We start from the raw sequence: 25,683 nt of genomic DNA on the forward strand, positions 1-25,683 counted from the left end.
GATAGGCAGGGTGTGTAAGCGTTGTGAGGCGTTGAGCTAACCTGTACTAATTGCCCGTGAGGCTTAACCATACAACACCCAAGGGGTTTTGATGGACTCAATGTAAGAACATTGAATGTGTGTAAGTAGAACTTAAATCAGTTTTCCAAGTTTTTTGCCTTCAGTTTTTAGAAAAAGCTGAAAGTAAAAGCAAGAATTTGCTTGGCGACCATAGCGATTTGGACCCACCTGATTTCCATTCCGAACTCAGAAGTGAAACGAATTAGCGCCGATGGTAGTGTGGGGCTTCCCCATGTGAGAGTAGGACATCGCCAGGCTTTAAATATCGTTACCTGTATAGACAAGTAACAACATCATCAGTGTACTAATCTGTTGATGACAATTTGTGGAGAGATGGCTGAGTGGTTGAAAGCACCGGTCTTGAAAACCGGCATACGTTAATAGCGTATCTAGGGTTCAAATCCCTATCTCTCCGCCACTATTAAGAAGCCTCGCTAGAAATAGCGAGGCTTTTTTCATTTCTGACGTTTGAGAATGAGACGGGATTTGCATCAAACCCCTAGTCAGTCGAGCCCTCGGTCTCAGAACGATTAAGAAGTCTCGTTAGAAATAGCGGGGCTTTTGTCGTTTTTAGTATTTGGAAATTAGCTAAAGCTTTGCCACTACGAGAATTTGAAAACGAACAGGTTGCAGTGTCACTCACTATCTATAATGGTGATTTTTCTAAGCTTAACTTTATGAATTTTAGGCACAAAAAAGCCCAAGCTAAGCAGCTTGGGCTTTTTAATATCTGTTGTTTAAAAAGAGTGATTAGAACTCTTTCGGAGCAAAACCTGTCATTACGTCTAGGCGCAATTCTTTACCCACTTTTGTTAATGGGTGAACGATAACTAGACCACGAACACGCTTCTTAAGCTTACCAATGTCTGCTTGCTCAGCTTTTGTGATTTCACGAGAAAATGGCATATCAAGCAGGCTCTTACGCTCTTTGTTAAGTTCGTATGTTTGCTTGTGCTTAAGTTGGTTAAGTTTCTTCGTTAGATCGTCAACTTCATTCGTGAACTTAGTAATCATTTCATGATCACCACGAGAACGTGCCGCATCCAGTTTGCGTTGGCAAGTATCTAAACGGTTGTGCAGCTTTTGAATATCGGTTTTTATGCTCATGGTAATTGGACTCAAATTTTTAATGGTCGAGGAGTATAGCATAGCTGAAATTCAACGCTCTACTATACTGCTCGATCTATTGATTTAGTTGATCAGTTCATTACCTGACGCGTTGCCAGCAAAGAAAGCATCCACGTTATTTAAAGTCACTGAGGCAATGTTGTTTAGTGCTTCGTGAGTCAGGAAGGCTTGGTGTCCAGTGAACAACACGTTGTGACACGCGGATAGACGACGGAACACGTCATCAACAATGACATCGTTTGACTTGTCTTGGAAGAATAGGTCTTTTTCGTTGTCGTAAACATCTAAACCTAGTGCGCCAATTTTGCCTTGTTTCAGTGCTTCAATTGCGGCGACAGAATCAAGCAGTTCACCACGGCTGGTATTAATGATCATCACACCATCTTTCATCTGCGAGAATGCCTTCTCATTCAATAAATGATAGTTCTCTTCGCTCATTGGACAGTGTAGCGAAATGACATCTGCGTTCGCATAGATCTCTTCAAGAGAGCAGTAGCGAGCGCCCATTTCCAATGCTAGAGGGTTTTCATATGGGTCGTAGCAGAGCAGCTCCATGCCTAAACCTTTAAAGATACGCATGGTTGCAATGCCAATCTTGCCTGTACCCACAATGCCAACGGTTTTGCCATGGAAGTTGAAGCCAACCAAGCCTTCCAGGTTGAAGTTTGCATCACGCGTGCGCTGGTAGGCTTTGTGTAGGCGTCGATTTAAACACATCATCATACCGACAGTATGCTCAGCGACAGCTTCTGGGGAATATGCAGGGACGCGCACTACTTGAAGTCCAAGCTCCTTTGCTGCTTCTAAATCGACTTTGTCGAAGCCTGCGCATCGCATCGCGATTAATCTGGTCCCACCAAGAGAAAGCTGTTTAAGTACTGGTGCGGATAAATCATCATTTACAAACGCACATACGACTTCACAGCCCTGAGCCATTTTTGCGGTTTTTGACGTTAATCTAAAATCATGGTAGTGAAATTCGAAGTCTCGATGGTTTTTAATTTTATTGAAAGACGCTTCGTCGTAGGATTTCGCACTGAAAAAAGCAATGTTGAGCATAATACCCTCTCTATTTGTGCTGAATTTATAAAGTAATCTCCTTATAAAGTAATCCAAGTTAGTCATAATGAGTAGTGAAATTTGCACATATTAAGTTTGCTTTAGTATTACCTTGTGACTAGCATGGTTGCTCTTTTTTGTGTTCCCTTAGAATGGGTGAGTTAGGCGTTCTGGCGATGTCAGTAAAATGGTTGTCTTTAATCTTGTGTTGTTCTTTTGTTCCTTTTACACAGGCTGCTGTGGACTTGGTCAAAGTAGACAAATCAAAACGCAGAATGTACCTAATGGACAATGGTGAAGTGGTTAAAGAATATCGGATTGCGTTAGGGGCTAATCCGAAAGGGCACAAGCAGGAAGAAGGGGATAACAGGACTCCAGAAGGTGACTACACTCTAGATTATGTGATTAACGATTCTGCTTTCTATCGCTCTGTCCACATCAGTTATCCAGATGCAATTGATCGCTTGGAAGCGCATCGAAGAGGTGTCTCTCCGGGCGGAGAGATCAAGATTCATGGTCTCAAAAATGGCGAGACACAATCCCCTCAGTTTATCCAGAGCTTTGATTGGACCAATGGCTGTATTGCCATCACCAATGAAGAGATGGATGAGTTTATAAAGCTAGTTAAAATGGGAACGCCAATCACCATTGAGTGGTAATGGAGCGCCTAGTTTCAACCCTATTCTTGAGACATAAAGCGGCTTGGATGATCGCTGAAGATGCCATCTAGCGCCGGCAAGTGTTTCAACTTGTTTGGGTTATTCACTGTATAGCACATTACCTTATATCCGGCTTGCTGCAGCTTCTTAATTTGACGGGAACGAACCCAGTTAATATTGAGGTTGCAACTGTATGCGTTGACTTCTTCTAACAGTAGCCCGTCTTTACGGGTAAAGAACTCACTTAGCACACCCAATCTGTAGCCTTCACAGTGCTTGTATAGCGCTCTTATCACGTCGTGACTAAAGCTCGACAAAAGGATAAATTCTTTGGTCAATGGTCCTTCAGAAAGGGTTTTAGCGACTATCTTCGCGACATCCTCTGCTGAATGGTGGTCAACTTTAACTTCGATATTAAGATTTAGGTTGTTTTTCGCAGCGAGCCCCAGCAACTCTGACAGCGTCATGATCGATTCATTGCTGAACTCTGTACTGAGCCAACCACCAAAATCTAACGTTTTTAGCTCAGCTAAAGTCATTTGATCAACACGACCTTTGCCGTTGCTGCAGCGGTTTACTGTGTGATCATGACATACCACTAGTACATTGTCTTTGGTGGGTTGTACATCAACTTCAACCCAATCAAGACCCAAATCTATAGCGGCTTGAATACTGACTTTGGTGTTTTCTGGGTACTTGCCTGCCACGCCTCGGTGACCAATCAATAGCGTTGTCATATACGTCTATTCTCAATTAGAAACTGCAAAGAATTGTACTCCTTTTTTGTACCTGCAATAGAGTTTAAATGTATGAAGTGATTAAATGATGGTTATTGATGCATATATAAAGAAGAAATTTCCATCATTTAAACGTCATTAAGTCGAGAAAGGCTAGCTTAGGTAGGTATTCTGGGTAACATAAAGTGATTGGACTTTTATGCTCTTACTGCCCAAGTTTTTAGTGGGAACGCAAAGTGAGGGCATAACTTTTATTATCAGGGAGAGAAGTATGAAAATTGGTGTAATTGGCGCAGGTGCCGTTGGTGTTGGAGTATGTAATTACTTACTGACCATGGGCAGTGTAAGTGAGTTGGTTCTATTGGACCAAAACTTAGAGCGTGCTGAAGGGGAAGTCTTCGATTTCCGTCATACCACTGCACTGACCTTCTCGAAAAACACTCACATCATTCCTACTGACGACTATCTCGATCTTCTCGGCGCTGATATTGTCGTAATCACTGCGGGAGCGCAGATTAAGCAAGGTCAGACGCGAATTGATATTGCAGAAATCAATGCCAAGATAGGTGTTGAGATTGCACGTAAAGTCGAACGAGTAGCTCCAAATGCAACCCTCATTGTTGTATCTAACCCTTGTGATATTGTCGCGCACTTTATTGCAACCAATACAGGCTTTGAGAATAGCAAAGTGATCAGTAGTGGCTGCGTGATCGATACTGCGCGCTTGATGAGCATTGTTGCCAATCGCGTGGATTTGGACCCGAAGAACATCTTTGGTTATGTTCTCGGTGAGCATGGTAGCAATTGTTTTACGCCAAAGAGTTTGATTTCAATTGCAGGACAACCTGCAGATTTCTATTGCGATGCCAATAATGTAGAGCGTATCGATGCAGACGAATTGCTCGAAGCTGTGAAGCAAGCTGGGTATGAGATTTTCCGTCGTAAACAAAATACCGTTCATGGGATCGCTGCAAGTGTGTTTCGTATTATTCAGGCAATCAAGATCAATGAACGATCAGTTTTGCCTGTAGGGACCATGATGACGGGTCAATATGGTGTTAATGGCGTGGTATTGAGTTTGCCTACTGTTGTTGGCAAGAAAGGTGCAGAGTCAGTACTCACTCATCCATTTACACAAGAAGAGCTAGATACACTTCATTCGATTAGTATCAACTTACGAGGCATCGTTGAAGATGTCGCCAAAGTAACAGGTTTAAAGTGTTGATTTAAATAATTAAAAAATCAGTATTTCTTGCGATAAAAGCCGACTGAAAAGTGGGCTTTTTTTATGTCCAGTTTTCGTACAGAAACCTTAGAATCTATGGTTGTTTAATCTGCAAATGAGTAATAGAATGCGAACCATTTTTATTTGAGTTGGTATTGGTAATGTCCCGAGTTCTTATCGTAGATGACGATGTTCCGTTGTGTGAATTATTGGAGGCGGTGTTACAAGAAGAGGGTTACACCGTTTCATCTGTCCATTGTGGGGAAAGCGCTTTGCAATACATGGAGAAGACGCCGGTTGATCTTGTTCTTCTCGATGTCATGCTACCAAATCTAAATGGTATGCAAGTTGCGCGTCGTATCTGTCAACGTTTCGCGACGCCGATCCTCATGCTAACGGCATTAAATGATGAGAACTCGATGCTAGATGGCTACCAAGCAGGCGCAGATCAGTACATCGGCAAGCCCTTTAATGTACCTGAATTGTTGATGCGCATTAAAGCAATTCTTCGTCGCGTAGGATTAGAACGTCAAAGACAAGCTATGTGCTGCACAGTACAAAGTATCAGTGATCAGCTGAACAGTTTGCCGCTGACAGGTACTGAAGCAGAGTTACTTTGCTATTTGGTAAAAAACCAAGGCGTTGTGATTTCTAAAGCCGAATTGCAAACCGAGGTTTTGAAGAAAGAGCTAAGTCCGTTTGATCGCAACTTAGACATGCACATCAGTAATATTCGTCGTAAATTGGTGGAAGCGGGATTGTCCAAACAGCACATTAAAACGTTTCGTGGAAAAGGTTATAGCTACCTAGAGGCTGTGACGAATTAATGAAATTTGTGTGCCCATCCTATATAGCCAAGCGTCGAGATAGTCTGGCTTTTAAGCTATTTACTTACATGACGGCGATCGTCATCAGTATCCTTGCTGTACAAGCTGTCGCTGAGCAAGCCTTAGTAAAAGCAATGCTAAAAGTACCAGCGAGCGTAAAAGCAGAAATGTTGGACTTAGCGCATCAAGCCAATGTTTTGATCGAAGACGGAGATATGGATGAGCTTGCGGATTGGGCGAATGCACAACACTTTTACTTATTCGTGTTAGACGAAAATCAACACCCACTTACCCATCGCTTGATGCACCCTCATTTTGAGTTCAAACTTAAGTTTAAAAGACGTTTAGATGAACAACTAGAAGGCAGAGTTAGTCGCCCAATTTTCAGTATTCCTCTTGTGGGCAACAACAGTTTGGTCATCCAACTGCCTCATCGTTTACACCCAGCTCATGACTTTATTCTCTACTTTTCGATACTGAAAGTTGTGATTGCAGCGGTCATTCTGGCGCTGTTTTCTCTATTAATGGCAAGGAACTTACAGCAACCTTTAGACCGACTTCGTGAGGCGAGTAAGAGGCTATCAAATGGTGATTTTACTGTCAGTGTGGTTGATGAACTGAAATCAAACACACGAGAATTTAATGAACTGGCGCAAGACTTCGATCATATGACCAAGGAGATCCACTCTTTGGCTGAGAAACAGCGTCGATTAATACGTGATGTTTCACATGAACTTCGTACACCATTGGCGCGACAGAACTTGGTGTTACATCTGTTGCGAAAGCGTGTGGGTGAGAGTGAGCAAAGCCTTGTCACTCGCATGGAAGAAGAAGCAAATGAACTTAATCACTTGATTGGTGAGATACTCGAAATCAGCCGATTGGAGAACGCTCGCTACGATACTGAGATGAAACGTAGCGACTTAGAAGTTCTGCTTGCTCCTCAGGTTGAGCGTTGCAAGATCGACCTAAAAGCTCAACAAACTCTTACTTTTAAATCGGACGCGACAAGGACAAAAGCCCAGTGTGACGACACTTTAGTCGTGCGCTGTTTGAACAACTTGATTGGTAACGCGATCAAGTATGCGGGCGACTCTGCGCAGATTAATGTGTGCTTAACAAATAAATCCACCGATAAGCACCACTACTTAGCTGTGACCATTGCTGATAATGGTCCGGGTATTCCACAGGATAAATTGTCCGACATCTTTGACCCATTTACTCGATTGGATGCTTCCAGAGACAAAAAGCTTGGTGGCTATGGTCTTGGGCTCGCAATAGTAAAAGAATCGATGCGAATGATGGGAGGAAAAGCCATCGCCACAAACCGAGTGGATGGTGGGTTGAGTGTAACATTGTTGTTTAGGCAATAGATCGCTCGCGGCTATTCGTGATTTAGATCACGTTCGAACAAAGTATTACTCTCATGCCCTTTACAAAAGTTTACGAATGCAAAGAATGTAAATTTAATGCAAATGGTAATGGTTATCACTTATATTCTCTCGCAAAATAAGTAGAAGGGAATCACATAGCACCTATGTGTAACCCAACATTTTGGAGTGAATGTGCATGTTTTCTAAAAGCCAACTGGCGTTAGTGATTGGAGCGGTGTTAGCAGCACCTGCCGTGGCGGAAGTTCAAAAAGCGGATGAGCACCTTGTTGTTGAAGGTCGCGAGTTTGGTTACAAAGCAGATACCAATACAACAGCAATGCGTATGGAAATGACGCAACTGGAGACCCCAGGACAAGTTGCTGTGATTGATGAAGCGGTTATTGATGAGCAGCGTGCAAGCACGTTAGGTGAAGTGCTAAAAAATGACGCGAGTGTTAGTGCCGGTGGTACGAGTCGTAACCGTGAGCGTTTCTCATTGCGCGGTTTTGAACTTAGCAGTTCTGACGGCTTTTTACGTGATGGTCGTCAGCACTGGTCACACTACCGTCAGCCAATTGAGCTTTTAGAGCGTGTAGAGATACTTAAAGGTCCATCAGGTCTACTTTACGGCAAATCTGAGCCAGGTGGTCTTGTGAACATGGTTTCTAAGAAGCCAACAACAGAAACACAAGTTAGCTTGAGCCAAGATATTGGTTCAAACGATCACTCACGCACTGTTTTAGATGTGAGTGGTGCACTGAATGAAGAAGAGACATTGCGTGCGCGCGCAATTCTTGCAAAAGAGAGTTACGGCTCTTGGCGTAAGTATGGTGATGGCACAGAGCCACAAACTGACCGAGTTGTCGGTGGTCTGGTTGTTGAATACGACATTACCGAAAACGTGATGGTTTCTGCTCATTATGACAGAACTAAAGATGAAGGCAGTGTGGATTCTGGTGCTTACATTGTAGACGGTAAGCCTGTGCTTGGAGACAAGTATATTTGGGATGCGCAATGGTCGAAGATTGATAACGATGTAGAAAACTACGGTATCGATATTAATGCGCAAGTCGCGGATAACGTAAACGTCAAAGCAGGATACAACCGTCAAGATTTCAAGCGTTTTGATGTGGAGTCTTACCCTAAGTTTGATGACTATGAAGAAAAAAATGTGATTAAGCACAAAGGGAATGATCGTTCAGACAATTGGGTGTTTGATACTGCGTATGTAGACGTTACGACTGACTTCTCTTTGCTTGATACTGATAACACACTTTTAATTGGTGCAAACTACCTAGATTACAGTTATGACCGCTTTATGGCATTCCACCAAGAGTCTAGTGTCCAGCCGGGTCAAACGGTGCCAAAGCCAGGGTATCGTAGCTCGAAAAAATGGCCGACTAGCGAGCATGATACATGGGGTATCTACGCGCAAAATATGATGACAATTAACGATTACTGGCAGGTACTTGCAGGTGTTCGCTACGATGAAAAGCGCAGCGATACATTAACTGAGAGCCAAGTATCACCAAAGCTAGGCGTTATCTTTCATCCTGCGAGTAATGGTTCAATCTATGTTCAGTACTCTGAAAGCTTCATGCCACAAGGTGCTGTGGCTGACTCTGACTTTACCAATGATGGAGAAGAACTAGAGGCTGAGCGCGGTATTTCTTATGAAGTGGGTACTAAGTGGGAACTGTTTGATGAGCGTTTATTCTTAACCGGTGCGCTGTTTGACATCACATTAGAAAATGTACGATTAGATATCGTCGATCCTAACGACTCAAAAAAACAGATTGCTACTCAAGATGGTGAGCAAGTGCACCGAGGCGCTGAAATCTTAGCGCAAGGGTTTGTTACAGATAAGCTTTCGTTAACTGCTTCTGCAATGTATCTAGATGCAGAGATTACAGAAAGTGCAAAACTAAAAGGCAATCGCCCAGCTGATGTGCCTGAGCTTTCTGCAAGCGTCTGGTCTAGCTACAAGATCCAAGACAATACGAATGTAAACTTGGGCGTGATTTATGAGGGTGAGCGCTACGGTGACGCAGCGAACACGTTTAAGAAAGATGGGTATGCGCGTGTTGATATGGGCGTGGCGTACACACACAAGTATGATGAGAACTTAGATATTGTGGCCCGATTCAATGTTGAAAACGTGTTTGATACTGAATACCTAGCTGGTGGCGGTAGTACGAACCCGGACAACTATGATGGTGCAACAAATGTAGTGATAGGCGAAGGTCGAAACTACATGGCAACAATTCAGTTCAAGTACTGATAACAATATGATTTTTAAAGGGGAAGATCGGTCTTCCCCTTTAGTCGTTTTTAGAAAACAGAAAATATAACTCGTATGAATCTAATGAAATCAAGTATCGCTCTGTTGATCTCATCGGTTTTGATTCCCGTTCAAGCGGAAAATCTTAACGATGCACAAGCAGTGCAGAGTAAAACCAATCAAGCATCGGCTGTTAGCCAGAAGCGTATTGATGCAAGTGCAGAGAAATCTTTGACTCTTGAGGCTGAAATAGAGCAGTTACAAGAAGAAGTTGGCAACTTGAAGATTTATCGTGATCACCTATCTAGTTTGGTAGACAGTCAAAACGAAGAAGTGGCTAGTCTGAATGAGCAAATCGAACAAATCGCTCAGACTCGCCAAGGTGTCGTGCCACTGATGTACCACATGCTTGATGGTCTTAAGAGTATCGTCGCTAATGATAAACCGATCCGCAAGGCACAACGTGAAGAGCGTATTGCAAAGCTGGATGCAATGATGACTCGCGCAGACGTCGCAGATGCTGAGAAGTTCCGCCGTATTCTTGAGGCGTACCAAATTGAGATGGACTATGGCTCTAAGATTGGTGTTTACCAAGGCAAGATAGCATTAGATGGTAATGATCAAGTCGAAGCCGATATCCTTTACCTAGGTCGTGTTTCATTGGTTGCACGTAGCTTATCAGGTGAGCACTTCTGGAGCTGGTCACAGCAACAAAAAGAATGGCAAGCAGTGGGCACTGAGCAAAAAGCGGAACTAGACAAAGCGTTTGCGATGGCGAACAAACAGATTGCACCGAGTATGCTTACTCTGCCAGTGTCTCTTAACGTAGCGGAGGGCAAATAAATGATGAAAAAATGGCTATCGGTTGCGCTGATTTCTTCTGCTGCTCTTCTACCTCACACAACATTCGCTAGTGACGCATTATTGCAGAAAGCACAACAAGAAAATCGTCAACAGCAGTCGCACAATGTGGCTCGTGAATCTGGTTTTAAGAAAACGCAGCAAGAGTTGCAAGCGATGAAAAACCAGCTTGTTGCCGAGCGTGCAGCGTTGCAAGCAGAAGCGGACACCCTGAGTGTTACGTTCAGCGAAAACGAATCGCAGCTTGCCCAACTTGAAGAGAAACTTCGCCTAGAAACAGGCAGCTTAGGTGAGCTTTTTGGCGTAGTTCGTCAAAATGCAAAAGAATTGGAGTCGGAGCTTAAGTACTCTGTAACAGGTGTCGACGCTAACTCATACCAAAAAAACATTGATGATATCGTTGCAGCGAAATCACTGCCGACATTACCTCAACTGCGTGCAATGTGGCGCAGTATGGAAGAGCAAGTCAAAGCAAGTGGTGAGATGGCGAATGTGTCATTCACCTTGTTGGATGGTGAGGGCCGTGAGCAAAATGTTGATGGTGTCCGTCTAGGCTCAATGGCGTTGTTGGACAACGCAGGCTATGTGAAGTGGAATGGTCAGCGTGGTGATGCGGTGAATTATCTGCGTCAGCCTGAAAACGGTCCTACGGCAAGCACATTAAGCTCAGGAGACATTGACTCACTCGTGATTGACCCATCGCGTGGCATTCTCCTTGACCAGTTAGCAAATTCTCCAACCATGGCAGATCGCCTAAACGCAGGTGGCGTGGTGGGTAAGATCATCCTTGGTTTACTCGCTATTGGCTTGATCATCGCGCTGGTTCGTGGTGTGTCATTGATCATCGCTCGTCAAAAGATCGCGAAACAACTTAAGAGCCCAACTCAACCAGAGGATAACCCTCTAGGTCGAATTCTAGCGGTATACCAAAAGGATAAGCACCGTAGTGTTGAAGCGTTAGAGTTGCGTCTATTGGAAGCGGTAGTTGATGAACAAACTCACCTTGAGAAAGGCTTATCGATGCTTAAGCTGCTTGCCGCGCTAGCACCTATGCTGGGTCTGCTTGGTACGGTAACGGGTATGATCGAAACTTTCCAAGTTATCACTCAGTTTGGTAATGGCGATCCAAAAGTCATGGCGGGTGGTATCTCAATGGCACTTGTGACAACTGTCCTTGGTCTTGTGGCTGCGATGCCATTGCTTCTTGCTCATAACGTATTGAGCTCTCAAGCAGAGAACATTCGCAATATTTTAGAAAAACAAGGTATTGGTCTTGTGGCAGAGCAAGCTGAACGTGATATGCCAAAGGGTAAAAATGCCTCTAACACGGTAGCGGAGAACGCAGCGTAATGGAGCAGATCCTACTCAACACATTGGGTTTGATCAGTGAGGATTGGGCCTCGACCTTGGCGAGCTTTATGCAGCAAGGTGGGCAGATCCTATGGTGGCTGGCTGCCGTTGTAGCGGTATGCTGGCTGCTGGTTATGGAGCGTGTTCTTTATCTGACAACGGAATTTCCGAAGGTGAAGAGACAGCTTTGTGAACAGTGGCTCGCAAGAGCAGACCACCACTCTTGGTACGCGCATCAAATCCGCGAAGGATGGATTGCAAAGGCACAAATTGAACTGCGCCAAAACCTATCAACCATCAAAGTATTGGTTGCAATTTGCCCAATGCTAGGTTTGTTAGGCACGGTAACGGGCATGATCACGGTTTTTGACGTGATGGCAACACAAGGCAGTAGCAATCCGAAATTGATGGCTTCCGGTATTTCACTTGCAACACTACCTACAATGGCAGGTATGGTTGCAGCACTTGCAGGTATGTTTGTACATGCTCGTTTAAGCAAAGTGTGTGAACGCAAAGCCCTCCAGTTAGAACAATCTTTAAGGAGTCAGAAGTGAGACTCGGACGTAGACCAAATCAACAAGATGAAGCCCAGATCGATTTAACCTCGATGCTAGATATCGTATTCATCATGTTGATCTTCTTCATTGTGACTAGCTCATTTGTACGTGAGTCAGGTGTAGAAGTTAATCGCCCACAAGCTTCCAATGTGGTCAGTCAAAAAGACGCAGGCATCTTTATCGCCGTGACGGCAGCAAATGATGTCTACATTGATAAACGTTTAGTGGATATTGAGCGTGTTGAAGCCACCATTGAGCACTTACTGCTGGAGCAACCAGACGCAGCGCTTGTAATTCAAGCGGATGAGCATGCTTACAATGGCACGGTTGTGAAAGTCATGGATGCCGCGAAAGGCGCTGGTGTGAAGAACATTGCTTTGGCGGCGGAGAAACCTTAATGAAAAGGCTATTACTCGCGCTACCCGTGTCAGTTTTGATTGCGGTGAGCTTGTTTAGCTTTATGGCGTGGATGGTCGATAAAGGCAATCAGCGAGCACCAAAGCCCTCTGAAGCGGTGCGCTTTGATATGGTTATGATCGAGAATGATGCGGATGTTCAGCGTCGTCAACGCTCGGTTCCTGAACAGCCAGAGCCACCAAAAGCCCCAGAGCCGATGGATTTGTCTCAGGCTCAAACGCAAGTTGAGCCGATGAGTCAAGTGACGCCAATCAGTGCATTGGGCTTGAACACTTCTCTTGATGGTATCGCTATTAGTGCTCCAAACTTGAAAGGCACTATGGGTAATCAGCAAGCGATCCCTTTGTATAGCCCAGAGCCACGCTATCCAAGTAAGGCACTGAAACGCAAAATCGAAGGTTACGTGATGCTACGTTTTACTATTGATGCTGCGGGGCGTCCAAAGGATATCGAAGTGCTTGATGCCAAGCCAAAACGTATGTTTGAGAAAGAAGCGATTCGAGCATTGAAGAAGTCGAAGTATCAGCCGAAGGTTGAAAACGGTGTCTCAATTGAGCAGTACGGGCAAACCCGAAAAGTGGAGTTCAATTTAGCCAAATGATGAAGAAATTCTTAATCGGTGCAGTATTGAGCCTATGCGCTTTTACGACGACTGCCAATGAACTGAGTCAATACACCGCGACTCGTGTTCAACGTGCGCATAATTTGGTTCAAGACGAAAAGTTGCAAGAAGCCATTTCAACGCTTGAAGCATTAGAGTTATCGCGCGGTTATGATCGTGCATTTGTCGCGCGTATGCTTGGGATTTTGTACTGGCAAAATGAGCAAGTGAAGTCGGCTATCAAGCAGCTAGAGATTGCGGTTAATAGCGGTCTCTTAGACGATGATCAAGCTTGGCAAACGCGCAAGATGTTAGCGGATATGTTGCTTAACGAGCAGCAGTTTTCAAAGGCATTACCTCATTACTACGACTTAAGTAAATCTGTTCCTGAAACTCAGAAGGCATATGAAATTTGGTTGCGTATCGCTCAGTCTCACTACCAGTTGAGTCAATGGAACAAAGTCTTGTCTGCGATGGGGCGCTATGAAAAGTTTGGTCAGCCAGATGAAATTGGTCCTTTGTCTATCAAGTTGTCAGCCGAACTTGAGCTGCAAAAATGGAAGCCAGCCATCGGTACGATTAAGCGTTTGATTGCGATTGAACCTGAGCGTGTGGAGTGGTGGCGTCAGCTAGCTGCGCTCTATCTTCGTGTTGATGATAACAAACGCGCTCTTGATGCATTGGCGCTTGCAAAACTAAAGGGTGTCGCACTTAGTCAAGATGATTTACGACTTCTTGCTCAGTTATATGGTGCGCGTGGTATTCCAGAGCGCGCAGCTTTGGTGCTAGAAGAGGTGAAAGACATCAACTCAGACAGCAAGTTAAAAGCGCAGCAAGCGACATATTGGCAAATAGCAAAAGAGTGGGACAAATCGATTGAGAGTTGGCATGTTGCGGCTCAATTGGACAGAAAATATAACTGGAACTTGTCCCAGTTATTAGTGCAAGAAGGTCATTACAAAGAAGCGTTAGCGACGTTGGATAAAGTGACTGGTCGTAAGGCTGATGTGGCGCTGGTGAAAGCCCGAGCTTACTACAAGTTGAAACGCTTTGAGGATGCGCTTGCAAATGCGAAACGTGCCAATGAAATTAAGCCTTCGACTCAAGCTGAGAGTTGGGTGAAGTACCTAACGCAATTGCGCAAAGCCAAAGCAAGCCAGAATAGTTAATGCGTATTTCATAGCATCGAAAGACCCGAGTCAGATCTCGGGTCTTTTTGTTTTTATAGAAGTGAGCAGGTTCGATTTCTTTTAATCGCTGCTGCGTCTACAAACTAAGTCATTCTCGTAGCAGCAAATATCTCGAGGTTACTTGGGGACAAGGTTATATTACAACTACCCAGCACTAAGACTGGACCGTCAGTTTTTATAAGGATAAATACATGATTCTTGATTCTGCCATTTTGATTTGGCTACCGCTTGTATTAGCAATTGGCGCGGCATTTGCTCGGCAACAAAGGGCAGCCTTCGCATTGCTTGGACTTACACTGCTAGGTGCATTTGTTTTTGATCGAATTGAGCTCATCGCGCTGATCAGTTCGTTGGTTGTTCTTGGAGTCTCATACCGGTTGCCGATGCTGGCATTGAATCCAAAGATGAAACCTATTTACTACCTAGGGTGGGGGATTGTCGTCCTTTGGTGTGTGATGCTTTTTGTCCATTTGATCCCTGGCTTTAATAATCTGCAAGTTCTCGACAAGGTATCCGCGGGACCACAGAGTGCGCCATTCTCAATGTATCTTAATCTGGACAAGCCACTTGCCTTCTTTGCTCTCCTTCTTGCTTATCCTATGCTGCTTGGCGGTGAGTCAAAAATAAGAATAAAACCTGCGCTGCTGGTGATGATCCCCCTGCTTTCACTATTGCCAGTTGCCGTTATGCTTGGTGCTCTAAAACCGGAGTTTAGTTTGCCGTCATGGTGGTGGCTGTTTGCTTTGAATAACCTCGTATTAACTTGTGTTGCAGAAGAGGCTTTATTCCGCGGGTTTATCCAGCAGTCATTATCTCGTCGTTTTGATTGGCGATTGGGTTTGGTGGTGGCGAGCATTTTGTTTGGTTTAGCTCATTTTGCAGGCGGTCCACTGTTGATGGTATTTGCTGGACTTGCAGGGATAGGGTACGGTCTTGTTTTCCACTTCACTGGGCGCCTATGGTGTGCTGTGTTAGCCCATTTTGTGTTCAACTTCTGTCACTTGGTTTTCTTTACTTACCCAATCTTAGCTCGATAAGATTTTCCTATAGGCTCTTGCCTCCATGTGCGGGAGCCTTTCTATTCTATCAAACGTAAACAATGTAAATTAAATGCCAATAAGAATGATTATCACCTAAATTAAGCCCTCATTTATTGGTGATGATTGTTTTTTTATGTTGCTCAAAAGCAAAGGCGTCCAAACTTGGGCTCGCCGTCTGCACATTTACGTTTCCATGGCTCTTTTATTGGTGACCTTGTTCTTTGCCTTAACGGGCATCACCTTGAACAGACCAACATTGTTTGAGCGCAGTGAGCCAATCATTCAACAACACACACTCACGATCCCTTCAAAGCAACTTTTTGCAACTGAAGGCAGCTTCCAACCCAATCGTTCGGCTCTATTGAACTTCCTAACTCAAGAAACCCATTTGCGCGGCACTCCTTCGGCTTTGGATGTTTATACCGAAATCGAAGATGGAGAGTTAGTGATTGGCGAGCTTTCTTTGGATTTTAAAGGTCCGGGTTATAACGCTACCGTTTTTGTCGATATGACCACGGGAGAGGCTGAAGTTGAAACAACGAATTACGGCATTGTCGCGCTACTGAATGATCTGCACAAAGGTCGCAATAGTGGCGATGCTTGGAAGTGGTTCATTGATATCACTGCATTATTGATGGTGTTCTTTGTTCTAACCGGAGTGTGTTTGCTACTACCAAAGAAAAAGACTTTAAGAACGTCGATGCAGTGGATGGCTTTTGGCACCTTGCTGTCGCTCGTTATTTATTTTGTTGCTGTGCCATAACAGCCTCTATTCAGAGAATTCCCCTATGTTAAACACAGACCGATTTTTGCGTCGCAACTCATTAAGCAAACTAACACTTATTGCTGCGCTGATGCCTCTTTCGCTTTTTGCTGCCCCCTTGCCTGATCGTGCCAAAGTCGATTTTGAATTCGAGTTGCCAAAAATTGATACATCAATGTACGCCCGTCCTTATGTTGCAGTATGGATTGAAGATGATAAGCGCAAGCCAGTGAAAACCATCCAGTTATGGGTTGGTAAAGATGAATGGCTAAAAGATCTTCGAAGCTGGTGGCGAAAGGTGGGTCGTTATGACCGCGAATTAGTGGACGCCGTGACGTCTGCTACTCGTCCCGCTGGTCAATACCGTTTTATTTGGGATGGCACCAATGATGAAGGTCTGCGACTCGAACAAGGCACTTACACGTTGCATGTTGAAGTGGTACGCGAGCACGGTGGACGGAATTATTTGCGACAAAAGATGCAACTAGCGGACAGCGAAGTTCGTTATCAAATCAAACCAACCCAAGAGACGGGCATGATTACCGTCAACTACCAAGTTAAGTAATAGAGAAGGAATAACGATGAAAACCAAAATGAAAGCGGTGGCACTAGCAAGTGTAATGGCGATGGGGCTAGCAGCTGCAACAACAGCACAAGCGCACCCTCGTTGGGTTTTGCCTTCTCACTTTACAGTATCAAAAGAAGGTGGTGATTGGCTGACGTTTGATGTGACTGCCTCTCACGGTACGTTTGTTTTTGATAAACCAGCGGGCAGCGATCAAGCATTTGTGATCATGCCGGATGGTCGTTCGGAGCGTCCGAACTTTGTTGTTCGTGGTAAACGTCGTTCGATGTTTGATTTCTACTTTGAAGAAGAAGGCACACACAAGGTCGCGATCAACAACCAACCAAGCTACTACACCCAATACAAAGCGGGTCGCCGCGACACAGTTAAGTGGGCTCGAGCAAGTAAAGCTGATCGCGCAAGTGTTATTCCAGAAAAAGCACGTGATGTTGTTACGCAACTGAGCTATACCCGAGCGGAAAGTTACGTGACGGTGGGGATGCCGACAGAAAAAGCGCTGGAAATTGAAGGCAAGCTGCTAGAGATGAAACCGATCACTCACCCATCAGACATCATTGAAGGCGAAGCGGTGACTTTCCAATTCTTCTTTAATGGTGAGCCTCAACAAGGTGTCACAGCCGAAATTACTCGTGAAGGTACCCTTTACCGAAACCACCAAGAACAAATGGATGTCGTGAGTGATAAAGAAGGCAAAATTACGTTTACTCCAGAGGTGGCTGGTCGCTATTTGATGAAAGCCAACTATAAAGGTGAGCTGAAAAACGATCCTCTCGCAGATAAAGCCAGTGTGAATGTTCATCTAACGTTCGAAACGCAATTAAATTAATCAAGTTTAGGCTCAGCGCTCCACTGAGCCATTTTGGATACACCATGAAAAACAGCTCTATTCTTATCGCTTCCGCTCTTTCGGGCGGCTTACTGTCCTTTCAAGCTGCGGCGCACTTTCCATTAATGAGCTGCCATTTAGAACAAGACAAAGTCATCTGTGAAGCAGGTTACTCCGATGGTTCTACCGCAGTGGACTATGACGTTGAAATGTACGATTACGATGACAACTTGATTGCCAAAGTAACCACTGACAAGCGCTCTATCGCTGAGTTCACTCATCCTCAAATGGATTTTTATCTTGTTTTCGACGCAGGGCATGAAAACCCAGTAGAAGTTGATGTGGTTGAGTTGAAAGAGAAATGATCACTCAGAAAATTCGACCGGATAATGGCAGTCGCGAAGGTAAATGGGTGGCATTAACCATCGCCGGCATTCTTGCGGTGTCTGCCGCCTTATTGCCCTATCATCAGACCGAAGTTGAGCACGCAGAAGCACTCGAGCATCAAGTGTTGATGACTGACCTTGGGCAAGAAGAGTTGGCAATGGTTGCAGAGCTTAAACTTGCTCATGAGGAAATTCGAGATCTCCACATTGATGAGGGTAAGTGGCCTGAAGTCAGTGAACTTGAAACGTTTTGGCTCGCTCCATTTGTTAAAGACCAAAGTTGGCAGCGCAAAGGTTCTCATCAATGGCAGATGTTGGATGCAGGACTTTATCTTGGCTTGAGACAGGACGATGAAGGTTCAGCTTCGATGCTACTTGATAGCCGTCACGAGCATGCTGATATCTGGTTTTCCACGGCTGTTTCTATCGATATCGAGGACTTAACTCAGCAAAGTCAACGAAAGCTAAGTGGTTGGCAACAAATCGTGTTAACGCCTTCTTCTCCTGCAAGCCCTCATAAGCATTAAGCAATAACCAACATGATAACAACTATGAAGACACGCTCTCTCTTACGTCGAATTCTAACGGCTAGTGCTTTACTGGTCGCTTCCGCTTCAAGTTTTGCCGAAACGCTCAACATTGGTATCACTTTGCAACCTTACTACAGCTATGTAAAAGCGGTGGTCGGTGATAAAGCTGAGATCATTCCTTTGGTCGATGCAGGGTTCAATCCTCATAACTATTTGCCCCAACCCAATGATCTTAAAAGACTGAATCAGATGGATGTGATTGTCGTCAATGGTATTGGGCATGATGATTTTGCTCTGAAAGTTATTCAAGCTGCGCAGCGCGACGATCTGGTGGTGATTGAGGCAAATAAGGAAGTTCCACTATTGCCCGCTATGGGGCAATCCGTTGGTAAAGGTGCAGTGAATCCACATACCTTTGTTGGACTATCCACCACGATTCAAAAGGTTTACACCATTGCCAGTGAGTTGAGCAAACTTGACCCAGAAAACGCAGCTTTTTATCGAAAAAATGCGCGAAAGTACGCAAAAACGTTTCGCCTTTTAAAGCGTGATGCGATGTTGTCTCTAGGGCAGCTAGATACAGCAGGTATGAAGGTCGCAACAACGCACAATGCTTATGGATACATTCTACAAGAGTTTGGCGTCGATGTAGCCGCGGTAATCGAACCTGCTCATGGCGTAGAGCCAAGCGCTAGTCAGCTACAGGAAACCATCGAGAAGATCCGCCAATCTGGTATTGATGTTCTATTTTACGAGCTGAATATGCCAAATCGTTTTGTTGATACCATCGAAGAAGCGACGGGCGTGAAGCTATATCGCTTTTCTCACATGACGCACGGGGAATACGAAGCCGACAAAGTCGAGGTGGAGATGCGCGACAACGTAGCAACGTTAATAGAGGCGATGAAGTTTGTTGCAAGCAAGCATGAGCAGGAGAAAGCCTAATGCGAGGTCCTTCGATTTCTCTTGATAAAGTCTGCTTGCAGTACGGGGACAACCTTATTCTGCAAGACATTCAGACTTGTTTTGAAGCGGGTCAATGCCATGTGATTATGGGACCAAACGGTGGTGGCAAAACGTCATTGTTACGTTCGGTTTTAGGACTTACACCATTTTCGGGTGACATCTCGGTGCATTGGGCGGAGGCTGAGCAAGCCGGAAAAATTGGTTACGTACCACAAAAAGCCATGTTTGAAGCTAGCTTACCTTTGACGGTCATGGATTTTGTACTGCTTAACCAAACGCGTGTGCCTCTGTTTTGGCGCCGTAAAACCAAGCAAGCTCAACAGGCGTTAGCTCAATTAGAGCGTGTTGGTATGGCAACAAGAAGTGATCGTCGTATGGGACAACTATCTGGCGGTGAGCAACAGCGTGTTCTCTTCGCCCAAGCTCTACTCGATAATCCAAGCTTACTTGTTCTAGATGAACCGACAACGGGTATGGATGAGCAAGGGGTACGTTATCTAGAAGGTTTGATTCATGAAGTGGTAGCAGAAGGTAAAACCGTTCTTGCTGTCCATCATGACGTAACAGCGGTGCGCCGTTTGGATGCGCAGGTGCATGTTGTCAATCGTCAAATCGTCGCTTCGGGGCATCACTCTGAAGTATTGAGTCCTGAGCGTATTGAGTCTCTGTTTAAGCACTACACGGCAAAAGTGGAGGCGGCGTAATGGATTGGTTAAGACAATTTGCCCTCAACGGAGTAGAAGCCGGGTGGCTCAGTGACAGCTTCGCTTATGCGTTTATGGTTAACGCAATTGTTGCAGCGCTAATTCTTGGTCCGTTACTGGGCGGTTTGGGCACCTTAGTCATCGCGAAGCGTTTGGCGTTCTTTTCTGAAGCCGTTGGTCACGCAGCGCTGACTGGTATAGCGATCGGTGTGCTACTTGGTGAACCACCGGAAAATCCATTTATCGGGTTATTCAGCTTCTGCATGATTTTCGCGCTATTGCTGCATTTCGTGCGAAATCGAACCAACGTTCCCTACGATACACTCGTGGGTGTGTTCCTCGCTCTTGCTTTGGCAGTCGGTGCTGCCCTGCTGATGTATGTGGCACGAAAGATCAATATTCATATGTTAGAGAACGTTTTGTTTGGCTCGATCCTGACGGTGACAGACAGAGACATAACGATTCTTGCGGTGAGCTGTTTGATCATTCTATTGTTACTGATTCCGACCTTTAACCGAATCTTACTGACTTGCATTAGCCCTGACATCGCGCGTGTTCGTGGATTCAACACCAGCTTTTATGACTACCTGTTCGTCATGATGATCACGCTCGTGACAATCGCAGCAGTGAAGATTATCGGTGCGGTTTTGGTTGGAGCGTTACTGCTTATTCCGGGGGCGACGGCACGCTTGCTGACTAAGCGAATGGGCAGTTTTGTTTTGCTTTCATCCTTATTGGCTACCGTTGCCTGCTTGGTTGGGACCGTTTTGCCGATGGAACTTGAATTGCCGGTACCGTCTGGCGCCTCGATCATTATTGTCTCTGCTGCGTTTTTCCTAACGGCAACGATCTACCGCATTGTGCGAAAAGCTTAAATCTGGATAACCAATGATGAAGATGAAAAAACAAATCATAACAATGGGCTTGGTTGTGACGAGTACATTTGCACCGTTCTCTTATGGCAAAGATATTATTACCAGCACGCCTGTGACTTACATGTTGTCTGAGCAACTGATGCAAGGCACAGGCATTGAAACCAGTTACTTGCCACCTAAGCGATATGGCGTTGAACGTTTGGTGAACTGGTTTGCAAGTAAAGGTCAACAACAAGCCATTAAAGCCGGGCAGGAGGCGACCGTTGCGATTACGTTGGGTGCTATTTGGCATCAAGACCCAACTTTTGTTTATGCTCGTCAGGGGAACATTCGCTTGATTGAGATTGACGCGTCTCAGGCGATATCTCCAAGAGCACCGGGCGTTGCGGCACTGACGTTAGACAATGGTGATACATCTAAGTATGCGTGGATGAATCCTACTAACTTAATTCGAATGGCTGCGATCGTGGGTGAGGATCTACAAAAGGTTTATCCTCAATATCAAGCTCAAATAGAAAAGAACCAGCAAGCGTTGATGTTAGAAATACGTGAGCTGATTAATCAACAACAGGACGTTATCTTTGCGAAAGAGATTGATTCAGTGGTCTTGCTAGGGGAATCATTAGAGGATTTTGCGTCTGGAAACCAACTGTTCGTTGTTGGTCGTCAATTTAAGCCTGAACTGGAATGGTCAGAAGCAGAGAAACTGTCTTTAAAAGCTCAGTTTGAAGAAGATAAAACTCTGTGGCTAATTACAGATAAAAGACCCTCAAAACAGCTACAATCGATTATTTCACCAGATCGCATACTGCAAATTGACGTCATTGATCGTTGGGGGAGTAAAGGAATAAAAACTGAGAAACCACTCGCGCGCTGGCAGTTGTAACACGAAAAACACCACAAAAATTATGAAGGGGACTGAAAAGTTCCCTTTTTTTATGTGGTTTTGATCAAATTTTGAGCGATTAATTGGATTGGTTGCATATAATTTATTTGTTTCATTTATGTTTCATTACTACGTTGTATGTGTTCGTTGTGTTGAAAATTTTTGTCTTGCTGTCGTAACGAACCGGTATAAACAACTATATGGATGTTAAAAATGAAAATGAAAACTCTAGCCGTTGCAGTGGCGGCACTAGCATGTGGTTCTCAGGCTTTCGCAGCTGAAGTTTACAATAGCGAAGGCACATCTCTTTCTATCGGCGGCCACGTTTCAGTGGGCGTTGGTGAGTACTTTGAGGAAGATGTTCGCATTCATGACGTATCTCCTCGTATCAATGTGGGCGGCAAACAAGACATTGGTAATGGTGTGACAGTTGATGCCAAGGGTGAATGGTCTATCAAATTACTGGACGGGGGCGCGAGCTCCTTCAACACACGTTTGGGCTACATTGGTGCAACGCATGAACAGTTTGGTCGCGTGGTAGCGGGTACACAATGGTCACCATATTACGATGTAGCTGGTGTTGCGGATTTACCAATCGCGTTTGCCAACGACTTCTTGTATGCAGACCAATATAATTTAGGTTCCGCTCGTGCTGAGCGAATGCTGAGCTACCGTAAAGGTTTTGAGTTCGGTGAAGGCTTTGGATTTAACCTCGGTCTTGGCTGGCAAGGCGAACATGACGAATACGATGCTCGTGGTCAGATTGCAGTGAGCACAAGCCTTGCCGGATTTGGTCTTGGTTACGTATACAGTGGCGGTGACCGTGACATCGGTTCTAAATCAGAATCAGCGACATCTCATGTCTTCTCTGCTAACTACGGTAAGTACGGTTCAGGTCTGTATGCGGCAATCGTATATGGTATGAATGATTATTTCTTTGATTACAAATTCCCAGGCGCAGCAACTTCTGTTCTTTATCAAGAAACGGTACAACTTGAAGGTCTATTAGCCTACGGGGTGAATGATTGGACGTTCAGTGTGAACTACGAAGCGGTAGAAAATGATAAAGACAGCAAGACTCTATACAGTGAAGCAGCGTTACAAGCTGAGTACGCAGTTACGCCTTCATTCTATACCTTTGCTGCTTATGAATTTGACCTCGGAAATGACTACAACGTGGAAGAGAACGACTACTGGACAATCGGTGCTCGTTACTACTTCTAATCAATAGGACAGTTTCTACTGCCTAAACACATTTATTGTGTTGACGCCTATTCGCTGTGAATAGGCGTTTTTCTTCAAATAGACTGAGAGTCAACAAAAATGCCCGCACAATGCGGGCATTTTTTAGTGGATAACCCCTGTTATAAAAATGGGAGCAACACTTTTTAGGACGCCAAGTTTACTTTGTCTCTAAAAGATCAAGGAAGAAAGCGTACTCCAGTGCGTCTTCTTTTAATCGCTTGAATCGACCTGACGCACCACCGTGACCAGCTTCCATATCCGTTTTGAATAGCAAGACATTGTCATCGGTCTTCATCTCGCGGAGTTTTGCTACCCATTTCATCGGTTCAAAGTATTGAACTTGTGAGTCATGCAAACCCGTCGTCACTAGCATGTTCGGGTAATTCTGAGCCTTCACATTGTCGTACGGCGAGTAGCTCAGCATATAGTCGTAATACGTTTTATCATTTGGATTACCCCATTCATCGTATTCGTTGGTCGTTAGAGGAATCGATTCATCCAACATGGTCGTTACGACATCAACAAAGGGAACGTGCGCGCCAATACCACGGTAGAGATCCGGTGCTTGGTTAATGATCGCGCCCATTAATAGACCACCGGCAGAGCCACCAACCGCAAACACTTTGTCTTTTGCACCGTAGCCTTCTTCAACAAGCCCTTTTGTTACGTCAATAAAGTCATTAAAGGTATTTTGCTTAGTGAGCTTTTTGCCATCTTCATACCAAGGGCGTCCAAGCATTTCTGAGCCGCGAATGTGAGCGATAGCGTACACGAATCCGCGGTCAAGTAAGCTGAGGCGGGTTGAACGGAACGTTGGTTCAATTGTTGATCCGTAAGAGCCGTAGCCGTACTGGTAGATTGGATTGGTCCCGTCTTTCTTAAACAGGTCCTTGCGATAAACCAATGATACTGGCACTTGCTTTCCATCACGAGCGGTTACCATGATGCGCTCTGATTGATAGTTATCCGCATCGAAATCGCCTAGCACCGGTGTTTGCTTCATTATTTCAGATTCACCCGTATTCAGGTCGAAATCATAGTAAGTACCAGGTGTGGTTAGGCTGCTGTAGTAGATACGAACTTTAGAATTATCGAGTTCATAGTTGCCTGTTAGATAAGCAGCAAACGCGCTGTCGTTAAATTCAAGTGGGAACTCTTTGCCCGTTGATAGCTGGCGGATTTTAACTGTTGATAGACCATTCGCACGTTGCTCGTACACAAGGTGGTCATCAAATAAGTCGAAATCGACAAGTTGAGTATTGTCGTCTGCTGGGACGACATCGACCCATTTAGAACGATCATGCATCTCTTCTGCTTTGACTTTCATTAAACGGAAGTTTACTGCTTGATAGTTTGTGTAGATGTAGTACCAATCACCTAATTTAGCGATGCTGTACTCAATGCCTGTTTCTCGTGGGTAAAAAGCTTCAGCTTTTGCGTTTGGATTGTTGGCGTCAATGACTGATACACCACTCGTTTCGGTGCTTGAGTGCCAAATGTACACTTGCTCGCCATCTTTACTTTTACTCAAGTAAGTGTAGTAAGCACTGTCGGTTTCTTCGTAAATCAGTTCATCGCTCTTTTGCGGAGTGCCTAGTACGTGGCGGTATACTTGATAGCCAAGCAGTGTTTGTGGATCTTTCTTGATGTAATAGAAAGCCTTGTTGTCGTTTTGCCATGCGATAGCACTCGACGCACCTTCAATTTCATCTTGTAGATATTCGCCGGTATTAAGATCTTTGATTTTGATGGTATAAACACGACGGCTTAACGTATCTTCACCGTAAGCCAGCAAGTTCTCATTTGGGCTCACATATAAGCCTCCAGTGCTAAAGAACTCGTGCTCTTTCGCCAGTTCATTTACATCTAGGATGACTTGCTTGTCTTTGCCTGCAAAGTCTTTCGCACGCATGTGCACTTCGTATTCGTTATCGCCTGTTACTTCATTTGAATAGAAGTAGTTACCTCGACGTACTGGTACTGAGTTATCGTCTTTCGCAATACGACCTTTGATCTCTTCGAATAATTGCTCTTGTAGTGCTTCAGTATGTTTTAGAACGGTTTCTGCATACTGATTTTCTTGCTCAAGATGTTGCAAAATCTCTGGGTCTTGGCGCTCATCATCGCGCATCCAATAGTAGTTATCGATTCGGGTGTCACCATGAATCGTCATTGCATGTGGCACTTTTTTAGCAACAGGTGCTTGAGTTTGTTGAGCAACGAGTTGAGATTGAGAGTAATGGTTCATGGTTGGTATTCCTTGATTGCTGCATCCGGTGACAAGCGCGACCGATACGGCCAACGTAGTTAAAGTGAAACGCATCTGTGTGTCCTTATTGTGTACCTTACTCTTGTTGTATCGCCATTCTTTTATTTAAGAGTTAAAGCACAGGTTTCTTCCAATGAATGTTGAATGGCAAATCTATAAATGTGTGTAAGCAACTGTTCTTTTTAGCAAAGATTTACAGGGATGTTAAATGTAAATGCTGGTGGATGAGAGCTGGAGGGCAAGATGCGTGCAACAAAAAAGGGACACACTTTTCAGCATGTC

The 25,683-nt window shown here is 44.7% G+C and carries 26 protein-coding genes, 1 tRNA gene, 1 rRNA gene and 1 pseudogene; 24 read left to right on the plus strand and 5 right to left on the minus strand.

Annotation, left to right across the window (positions count from 1 at the left end):
• The first annotated feature begins 200 nt into the window (after nt 1-200).
• Both rrf and NL647_RS00010 read left to right on the plus strand, forming a co-directional pair.
• Nucleotides 201-317, plus strand: a 5S ribosomal RNA gene (gene rrf, locus NL647_RS00005).
• A 70-nt stretch (nt 318-387) separates the two neighbouring features.
• Nucleotides 388-478, plus strand: a tRNA-Ser gene (locus tag NL647_RS00010).
• 332 nt (nt 479-810) lie between these two features.
• Here NL647_RS00010 and NL647_RS00015 read toward each other — a convergent pair.
• Entirely contained in the window at nt 811-1,167 is a 357-nt protein-coding gene (locus tag NL647_RS00015) for a YibL family ribosome-associated protein (protein WP_005530256.1), read from the minus strand.
• 84 nt (nt 1,168-1,251) lie between these two features.
• On the minus strand, nt 1,252-2,247 hold the full coding sequence (locus NL647_RS00020) for a 2-hydroxyacid dehydrogenase (RefSeq protein WP_017817374.1): 996 nt from the start codon (nt 2,245-2,247) through the stop codon (nt 1,252-1,254).
• A gap of 176 nt (nt 2,248-2,423) precedes the next feature.
• Between NL647_RS00020 and NL647_RS00025 the strand changes: the two genes are divergently transcribed.
• The gene (locus NL647_RS00025) at nt 2,424-2,906 is read left to right on the plus strand and encodes a murein L,D-transpeptidase family protein (protein ID WP_009696839.1); all 483 of its coding nucleotides are present in this window, start codon (nt 2,424-2,426) and stop codon (nt 2,904-2,906) included.
• Between the two features lie 20 nt (nt 2,907-2,926).
• On the opposite strand, the gene NL647_RS00030 is transcribed toward NL647_RS00025, so the two are convergent.
• On the minus strand, nt 2,927-3,643 hold the full coding sequence (locus NL647_RS00030) for a glycerophosphodiester phosphodiesterase family protein (protein WP_005453243.1): 717 nt from the start codon (nt 3,641-3,643) through the stop codon (nt 2,927-2,929).
• Nucleotides 3,644-3,914: 271 nt separating this feature from the next.
• Here NL647_RS00030 and NL647_RS00035 point away from each other — a divergent pair, with 271 nt between their 5' ends.
• The 21 genes from NL647_RS00035 to NL647_RS00135 all read left to right on the plus strand — a co-directional run bounded on the left by NL647_RS00035 (nt 3,915) and on the right by NL647_RS00135 (nt 23,111).
• Nucleotides 3,915-4,868, plus strand: a complete 954-nt coding sequence (locus NL647_RS00035; RefSeq protein WP_009702515.1) for a 4 glycosyl hydrolase — start codon at nt 3,915-3,917, stop codon at nt 4,866-4,868.
• Nucleotides 4,869-5,029: 161 nt separating this feature from the next.
• Nucleotides 5,030-5,695 (plus strand): response regulator transcription factor, encoded by a 666-nt coding sequence (locus NL647_RS00040; RefSeq protein WP_005453247.1) that lies wholly within the window; start codon nt 5,030-5,032, stop codon nt 5,693-5,695.
• The gene (locus NL647_RS00045; RefSeq protein WP_005453249.1) at nt 5,695-7,068 is read left to right on the plus strand and encodes a sensor histidine kinase; all 1,374 of its coding nucleotides are present in this window, start codon (nt 5,695-5,697) and stop codon (nt 7,066-7,068) included. The genes NL647_RS00040 and NL647_RS00045 overlap by 1 nt, the downstream gene beginning before the upstream one ends.
• Before the next feature lie 196 nt (nt 7,069-7,264).
• Nucleotides 7,265-9,349: a TonB-dependent siderophore receptor gene (locus NL647_RS00050; protein ID WP_253649439.1), complete on the plus strand. Its 2,085-nt coding sequence runs from the start codon at nt 7,265-7,267 to the stop codon at nt 9,347-9,349.
• Nucleotides 9,350-9,424: 75 nt separating this feature from the next.
• Entirely contained in the window at nt 9,425-10,192 is a 768-nt protein-coding gene (locus NL647_RS00055; protein ID WP_045487138.1) for a DUF3450 domain-containing protein, read from the plus strand.
• Entirely contained in the window at nt 10,193-11,560 is a 1,368-nt protein-coding gene (locus NL647_RS00060; protein ID WP_009696843.1) for a MotA/TolQ/ExbB proton channel family protein, read from the plus strand.
• Complete coding sequence (locus NL647_RS00065; RefSeq protein WP_005453261.1) at nt 11,560-12,114, plus strand: MotA/TolQ/ExbB proton channel family protein; 555 nt, start codon at nt 11,560-11,562, stop codon at nt 12,112-12,114. The genes NL647_RS00060 and NL647_RS00065 overlap by 1 nt, the downstream gene beginning before the upstream one ends.
• On the plus strand, nt 12,111-12,515 hold the full coding sequence (locus NL647_RS00070) for a biopolymer transporter ExbD (RefSeq protein ID WP_005453262.1): 405 nt from the start codon (nt 12,111-12,113) through the stop codon (nt 12,513-12,515). Before NL647_RS00065 ends, NL647_RS00070 begins: the two co-directional genes overlap by 4 nt.
• Nucleotides 12,515-13,135 carry an energy transducer TonB gene (locus tag NL647_RS00075; RefSeq protein ID WP_005453264.1) on the plus strand — a complete coding sequence of 207 codons (621 nt, stop codon included), beginning with the start codon at nt 12,515-12,517 and terminating at the stop codon, nt 13,133-13,135. Before NL647_RS00070 ends, NL647_RS00075 begins: the two co-directional genes overlap by 1 nt.
• Complete coding sequence (locus NL647_RS00080) at nt 13,132-14,304, plus strand: lipopolysaccharide assembly protein LapB (RefSeq protein ID WP_005453266.1); 1,173 nt, start codon at nt 13,132-13,134, stop codon at nt 14,302-14,304. Before NL647_RS00075 ends, NL647_RS00080 begins: the two co-directional genes overlap by 4 nt.
• A gap of 212 nt (nt 14,305-14,516) precedes the next feature.
• Nucleotides 14,517-15,362 (plus strand): CPBP family intramembrane glutamic endopeptidase, encoded by an 846-nt coding sequence (locus NL647_RS00085; RefSeq protein ID WP_050940805.1) that lies wholly within the window; start codon nt 14,517-14,519, stop codon nt 15,360-15,362.
• A gap of 136 nt (nt 15,363-15,498) precedes the next feature.
• Entirely contained in the window at nt 15,499-16,128 is a 630-nt protein-coding gene (locus NL647_RS00090) for a PepSY-associated TM helix domain-containing protein (protein WP_009696845.1), read from the plus strand.
• Between the two features lie 25 nt (nt 16,129-16,153).
• Nucleotides 16,154-16,693 carry a DUF2271 domain-containing protein gene (locus NL647_RS00095; protein ID WP_009696846.1) on the plus strand — a complete coding sequence of 180 codons (540 nt, stop codon included), beginning with the start codon at nt 16,154-16,156 and terminating at the stop codon, nt 16,691-16,693.
• A gap of 16 nt (nt 16,694-16,709) precedes the next feature.
• Nucleotides 16,710-17,540: a DUF4198 domain-containing protein gene (locus NL647_RS00100; RefSeq protein ID WP_005453274.1), complete on the plus strand. Its 831-nt coding sequence runs from the start codon at nt 16,710-16,712 to the stop codon at nt 17,538-17,540.
• A gap of 44 nt (nt 17,541-17,584) precedes the next feature.
• Complete coding sequence (locus tag NL647_RS00105; protein ID WP_005453276.1) at nt 17,585-17,905, plus strand: hypothetical protein; 321 nt, start codon at nt 17,585-17,587, stop codon at nt 17,903-17,905.
• The gene (locus NL647_RS00110) at nt 17,902-18,453 is read left to right on the plus strand and encodes a hypothetical protein (RefSeq protein ID WP_009696848.1); all 552 of its coding nucleotides are present in this window, start codon (nt 17,902-17,904) and stop codon (nt 18,451-18,453) included. Before NL647_RS00105 ends, NL647_RS00110 begins: the two co-directional genes overlap by 4 nt.
• A 24-nt stretch (nt 18,454-18,477) precedes the next feature.
• The gene (locus NL647_RS00115; protein ID WP_005453278.1) at nt 18,478-19,401 is read left to right on the plus strand and encodes a zinc ABC transporter substrate-binding protein; all 924 of its coding nucleotides are present in this window, start codon (nt 18,478-18,480) and stop codon (nt 19,399-19,401) included.
• Entirely contained in the window at nt 19,401-20,126 is a 726-nt protein-coding gene (locus NL647_RS00120; RefSeq protein WP_009696849.1) for a metal ABC transporter ATP-binding protein, read from the plus strand. The genes NL647_RS00115 and NL647_RS00120 overlap by 1 nt, the downstream gene beginning before the upstream one ends.
• Complete coding sequence (locus tag NL647_RS00125) at nt 20,126-21,001, plus strand: metal ABC transporter permease (protein ID WP_005453280.1); 876 nt, start codon at nt 20,126-20,128, stop codon at nt 20,999-21,001. The genes NL647_RS00120 and NL647_RS00125 overlap by 1 nt, the downstream gene beginning before the upstream one ends.
• A 16-nt stretch (nt 21,002-21,017) precedes the next feature.
• Nucleotides 21,018-21,887, plus strand: coding sequence for a zinc ABC transporter substrate-binding protein (locus tag NL647_RS00130; protein WP_110415199.1), 870 nt, complete (start codon nt 21,018-21,020; stop codon nt 21,885-21,887).
• 213 nt (nt 21,888-22,100) lie between these two features.
• Nucleotides 22,101-23,111 carry a porin gene (locus tag NL647_RS00135; protein ID WP_005453282.1) on the plus strand — a complete coding sequence of 337 codons (1,011 nt, stop codon included), beginning with the start codon at nt 22,101-22,103 and terminating at the stop codon, nt 23,109-23,111.
• 74 nt (nt 23,112-23,185) lie between these two features.
• On the opposite strand, the pseudogene NL647_RS27210 reads toward NL647_RS00135, so the two are convergent.
• Together NL647_RS27210 and NL647_RS00140 are read right to left on the minus strand one after the other, a co-directional pair.
• Nucleotides 23,186-23,251 (minus strand): annotated as a pseudogene (locus tag NL647_RS27210) (zf-TFIIB domain-containing protein); the annotation flags it as partial.
• Between the two features lie 38 nt (nt 23,252-23,289).
• Nucleotides 23,290-25,455, minus strand: a complete 2,166-nt coding sequence (locus NL647_RS00140) for a S9 family peptidase (protein ID WP_253649440.1) — start codon at nt 25,453-25,455, stop codon at nt 23,290-23,292.
• Between the last annotated feature and the right edge of the window lie 228 nt (nt 25,456-25,683).

This window comes from Vibrio sp. Y29_XK_CS5 (genome assembly GCF_024181835.1).
GTDB lineage: Bacteria > Pseudomonadota > Gammaproteobacteria > Enterobacterales > Vibrionaceae > Vibrio > Vibrio harveyi.

Bases quoted from the DNA above. Each gene is read 5' to 3' on its own strand.
- NL647_RS00100 (WP_005453274.1), top strand. From the start codon at position 16,710: ATGAAAACCAAAATGAAAGCGGTGGCACTAGCAAGTGTAATGGCGATG.
- NL647_RS00080 (WP_005453266.1), top strand. From the start codon at position 13,132: ATGATGAAGAAATTCTTAATCGGTGCAGTATTGAGCCTATGCGCTTTT.
- NL647_RS00095 (WP_009696846.1), top strand. From the start codon at position 16,154: ATGTTAAACACAGACCGATTTTTGCGTCGCAACTCATTAAGCAAACTA.
- NL647_RS00040 (WP_005453247.1), top strand. From the start codon at position 5,030: ATGTCCCGAGTTCTTATCGTAGATGACGATGTTCCGTTGTGTGAATTA.
- NL647_RS00060 (WP_009696843.1), top strand. From the start codon at position 10,193: ATGATGAAAAAATGGCTATCGGTTGCGCTGATTTCTTCTGCTGCTCTT.
- NL647_RS00090 (WP_009696845.1), top strand. From the start codon at position 15,499: ATGTTGCTCAAAAGCAAAGGCGTCCAAACTTGGGCTCGCCGTCTGCAC.
- NL647_RS00025 (WP_009696839.1), top strand. From the start codon at position 2,424: ATGTCAGTAAAATGGTTGTCTTTAATCTTGTGTTGTTCTTTTGTTCCT.
- NL647_RS00105 (WP_005453276.1), top strand. From the start codon at position 17,585: ATGAAAAACAGCTCTATTCTTATCGCTTCCGCTCTTTCGGGCGGCTTA.
- NL647_RS00050 (WP_253649439.1), top strand. From the start codon at position 7,265: ATGTTTTCTAAAAGCCAACTGGCGTTAGTGATTGGAGCGGTGTTAGCA.
- NL647_RS00115 (WP_005453278.1), top strand. From the start codon at position 18,478: ATGAAGACACGCTCTCTCTTACGTCGAATTCTAACGGCTAGTGCTTTA.
- NL647_RS00075 (WP_005453264.1), top strand. From the start codon at position 12,515: ATGAAAAGGCTATTACTCGCGCTACCCGTGTCAGTTTTGATTGCGGTG.
- NL647_RS00135 (WP_005453282.1), top strand. From the start codon at position 22,101: ATGAAAATGAAAACTCTAGCCGTTGCAGTGGCGGCACTAGCATGTGGT.
- NL647_RS00045 (WP_005453249.1), top strand. From the start codon at position 5,695: ATGAAATTTGTGTGCCCATCCTATATAGCCAAGCGTCGAGATAGTCTG.
- NL647_RS00035 (WP_009702515.1), top strand. From the start codon at position 3,915: ATGAAAATTGGTGTAATTGGCGCAGGTGCCGTTGGTGTTGGAGTATGT.
- NL647_RS00020 (WP_017817374.1), bottom strand. From the start codon at position 2,247: ATGCTCAACATTGCTTTTTTCAGTGCGAAATCCTACGACGAAGCGTCT.
- NL647_RS00110 (WP_009696848.1), top strand. From the start codon at position 17,902: ATGATCACTCAGAAAATTCGACCGGATAATGGCAGTCGCGAAGGTAAA.
- NL647_RS00065 (WP_005453261.1), top strand. From the start codon at position 11,560: ATGGAGCAGATCCTACTCAACACATTGGGTTTGATCAGTGAGGATTGG.
- NL647_RS00125 (WP_005453280.1), top strand. From the start codon at position 20,126: ATGGATTGGTTAAGACAATTTGCCCTCAACGGAGTAGAAGCCGGGTGG.
- NL647_RS00085 (WP_050940805.1), top strand. From the start codon at position 14,517: ATGATTCTTGATTCTGCCATTTTGATTTGGCTACCGCTTGTATTAGCA.
- NL647_RS00055 (WP_045487138.1), top strand. From the start codon at position 9,425: ATGAATCTAATGAAATCAAGTATCGCTCTGTTGATCTCATCGGTTTTG.
- NL647_RS00130 (WP_110415199.1), top strand. From the start codon at position 21,018: ATGAAGATGAAAAAACAAATCATAACAATGGGCTTGGTTGTGACGAGT.
- NL647_RS00030 (WP_005453243.1), bottom strand. From the start codon at position 3,643: ATGACAACGCTATTGATTGGTCACCGAGGCGTGGCAGGCAAGTACCCA.
- NL647_RS00140 (WP_253649440.1), bottom strand. From the start codon at position 25,455: ATGCGTTTCACTTTAACTACGTTGGCCGTATCGGTCGCGCTTGTCACC.
- NL647_RS00120 (WP_009696849.1), top strand. From the start codon at position 19,401: ATGCGAGGTCCTTCGATTTCTCTTGATAAAGTCTGCTTGCAGTACGGG.
- NL647_RS00015 (WP_005530256.1), bottom strand. From the start codon at position 1,167: ATGAGCATAAAAACCGATATTCAAAAGCTGCACAACCGTTTAGATACT.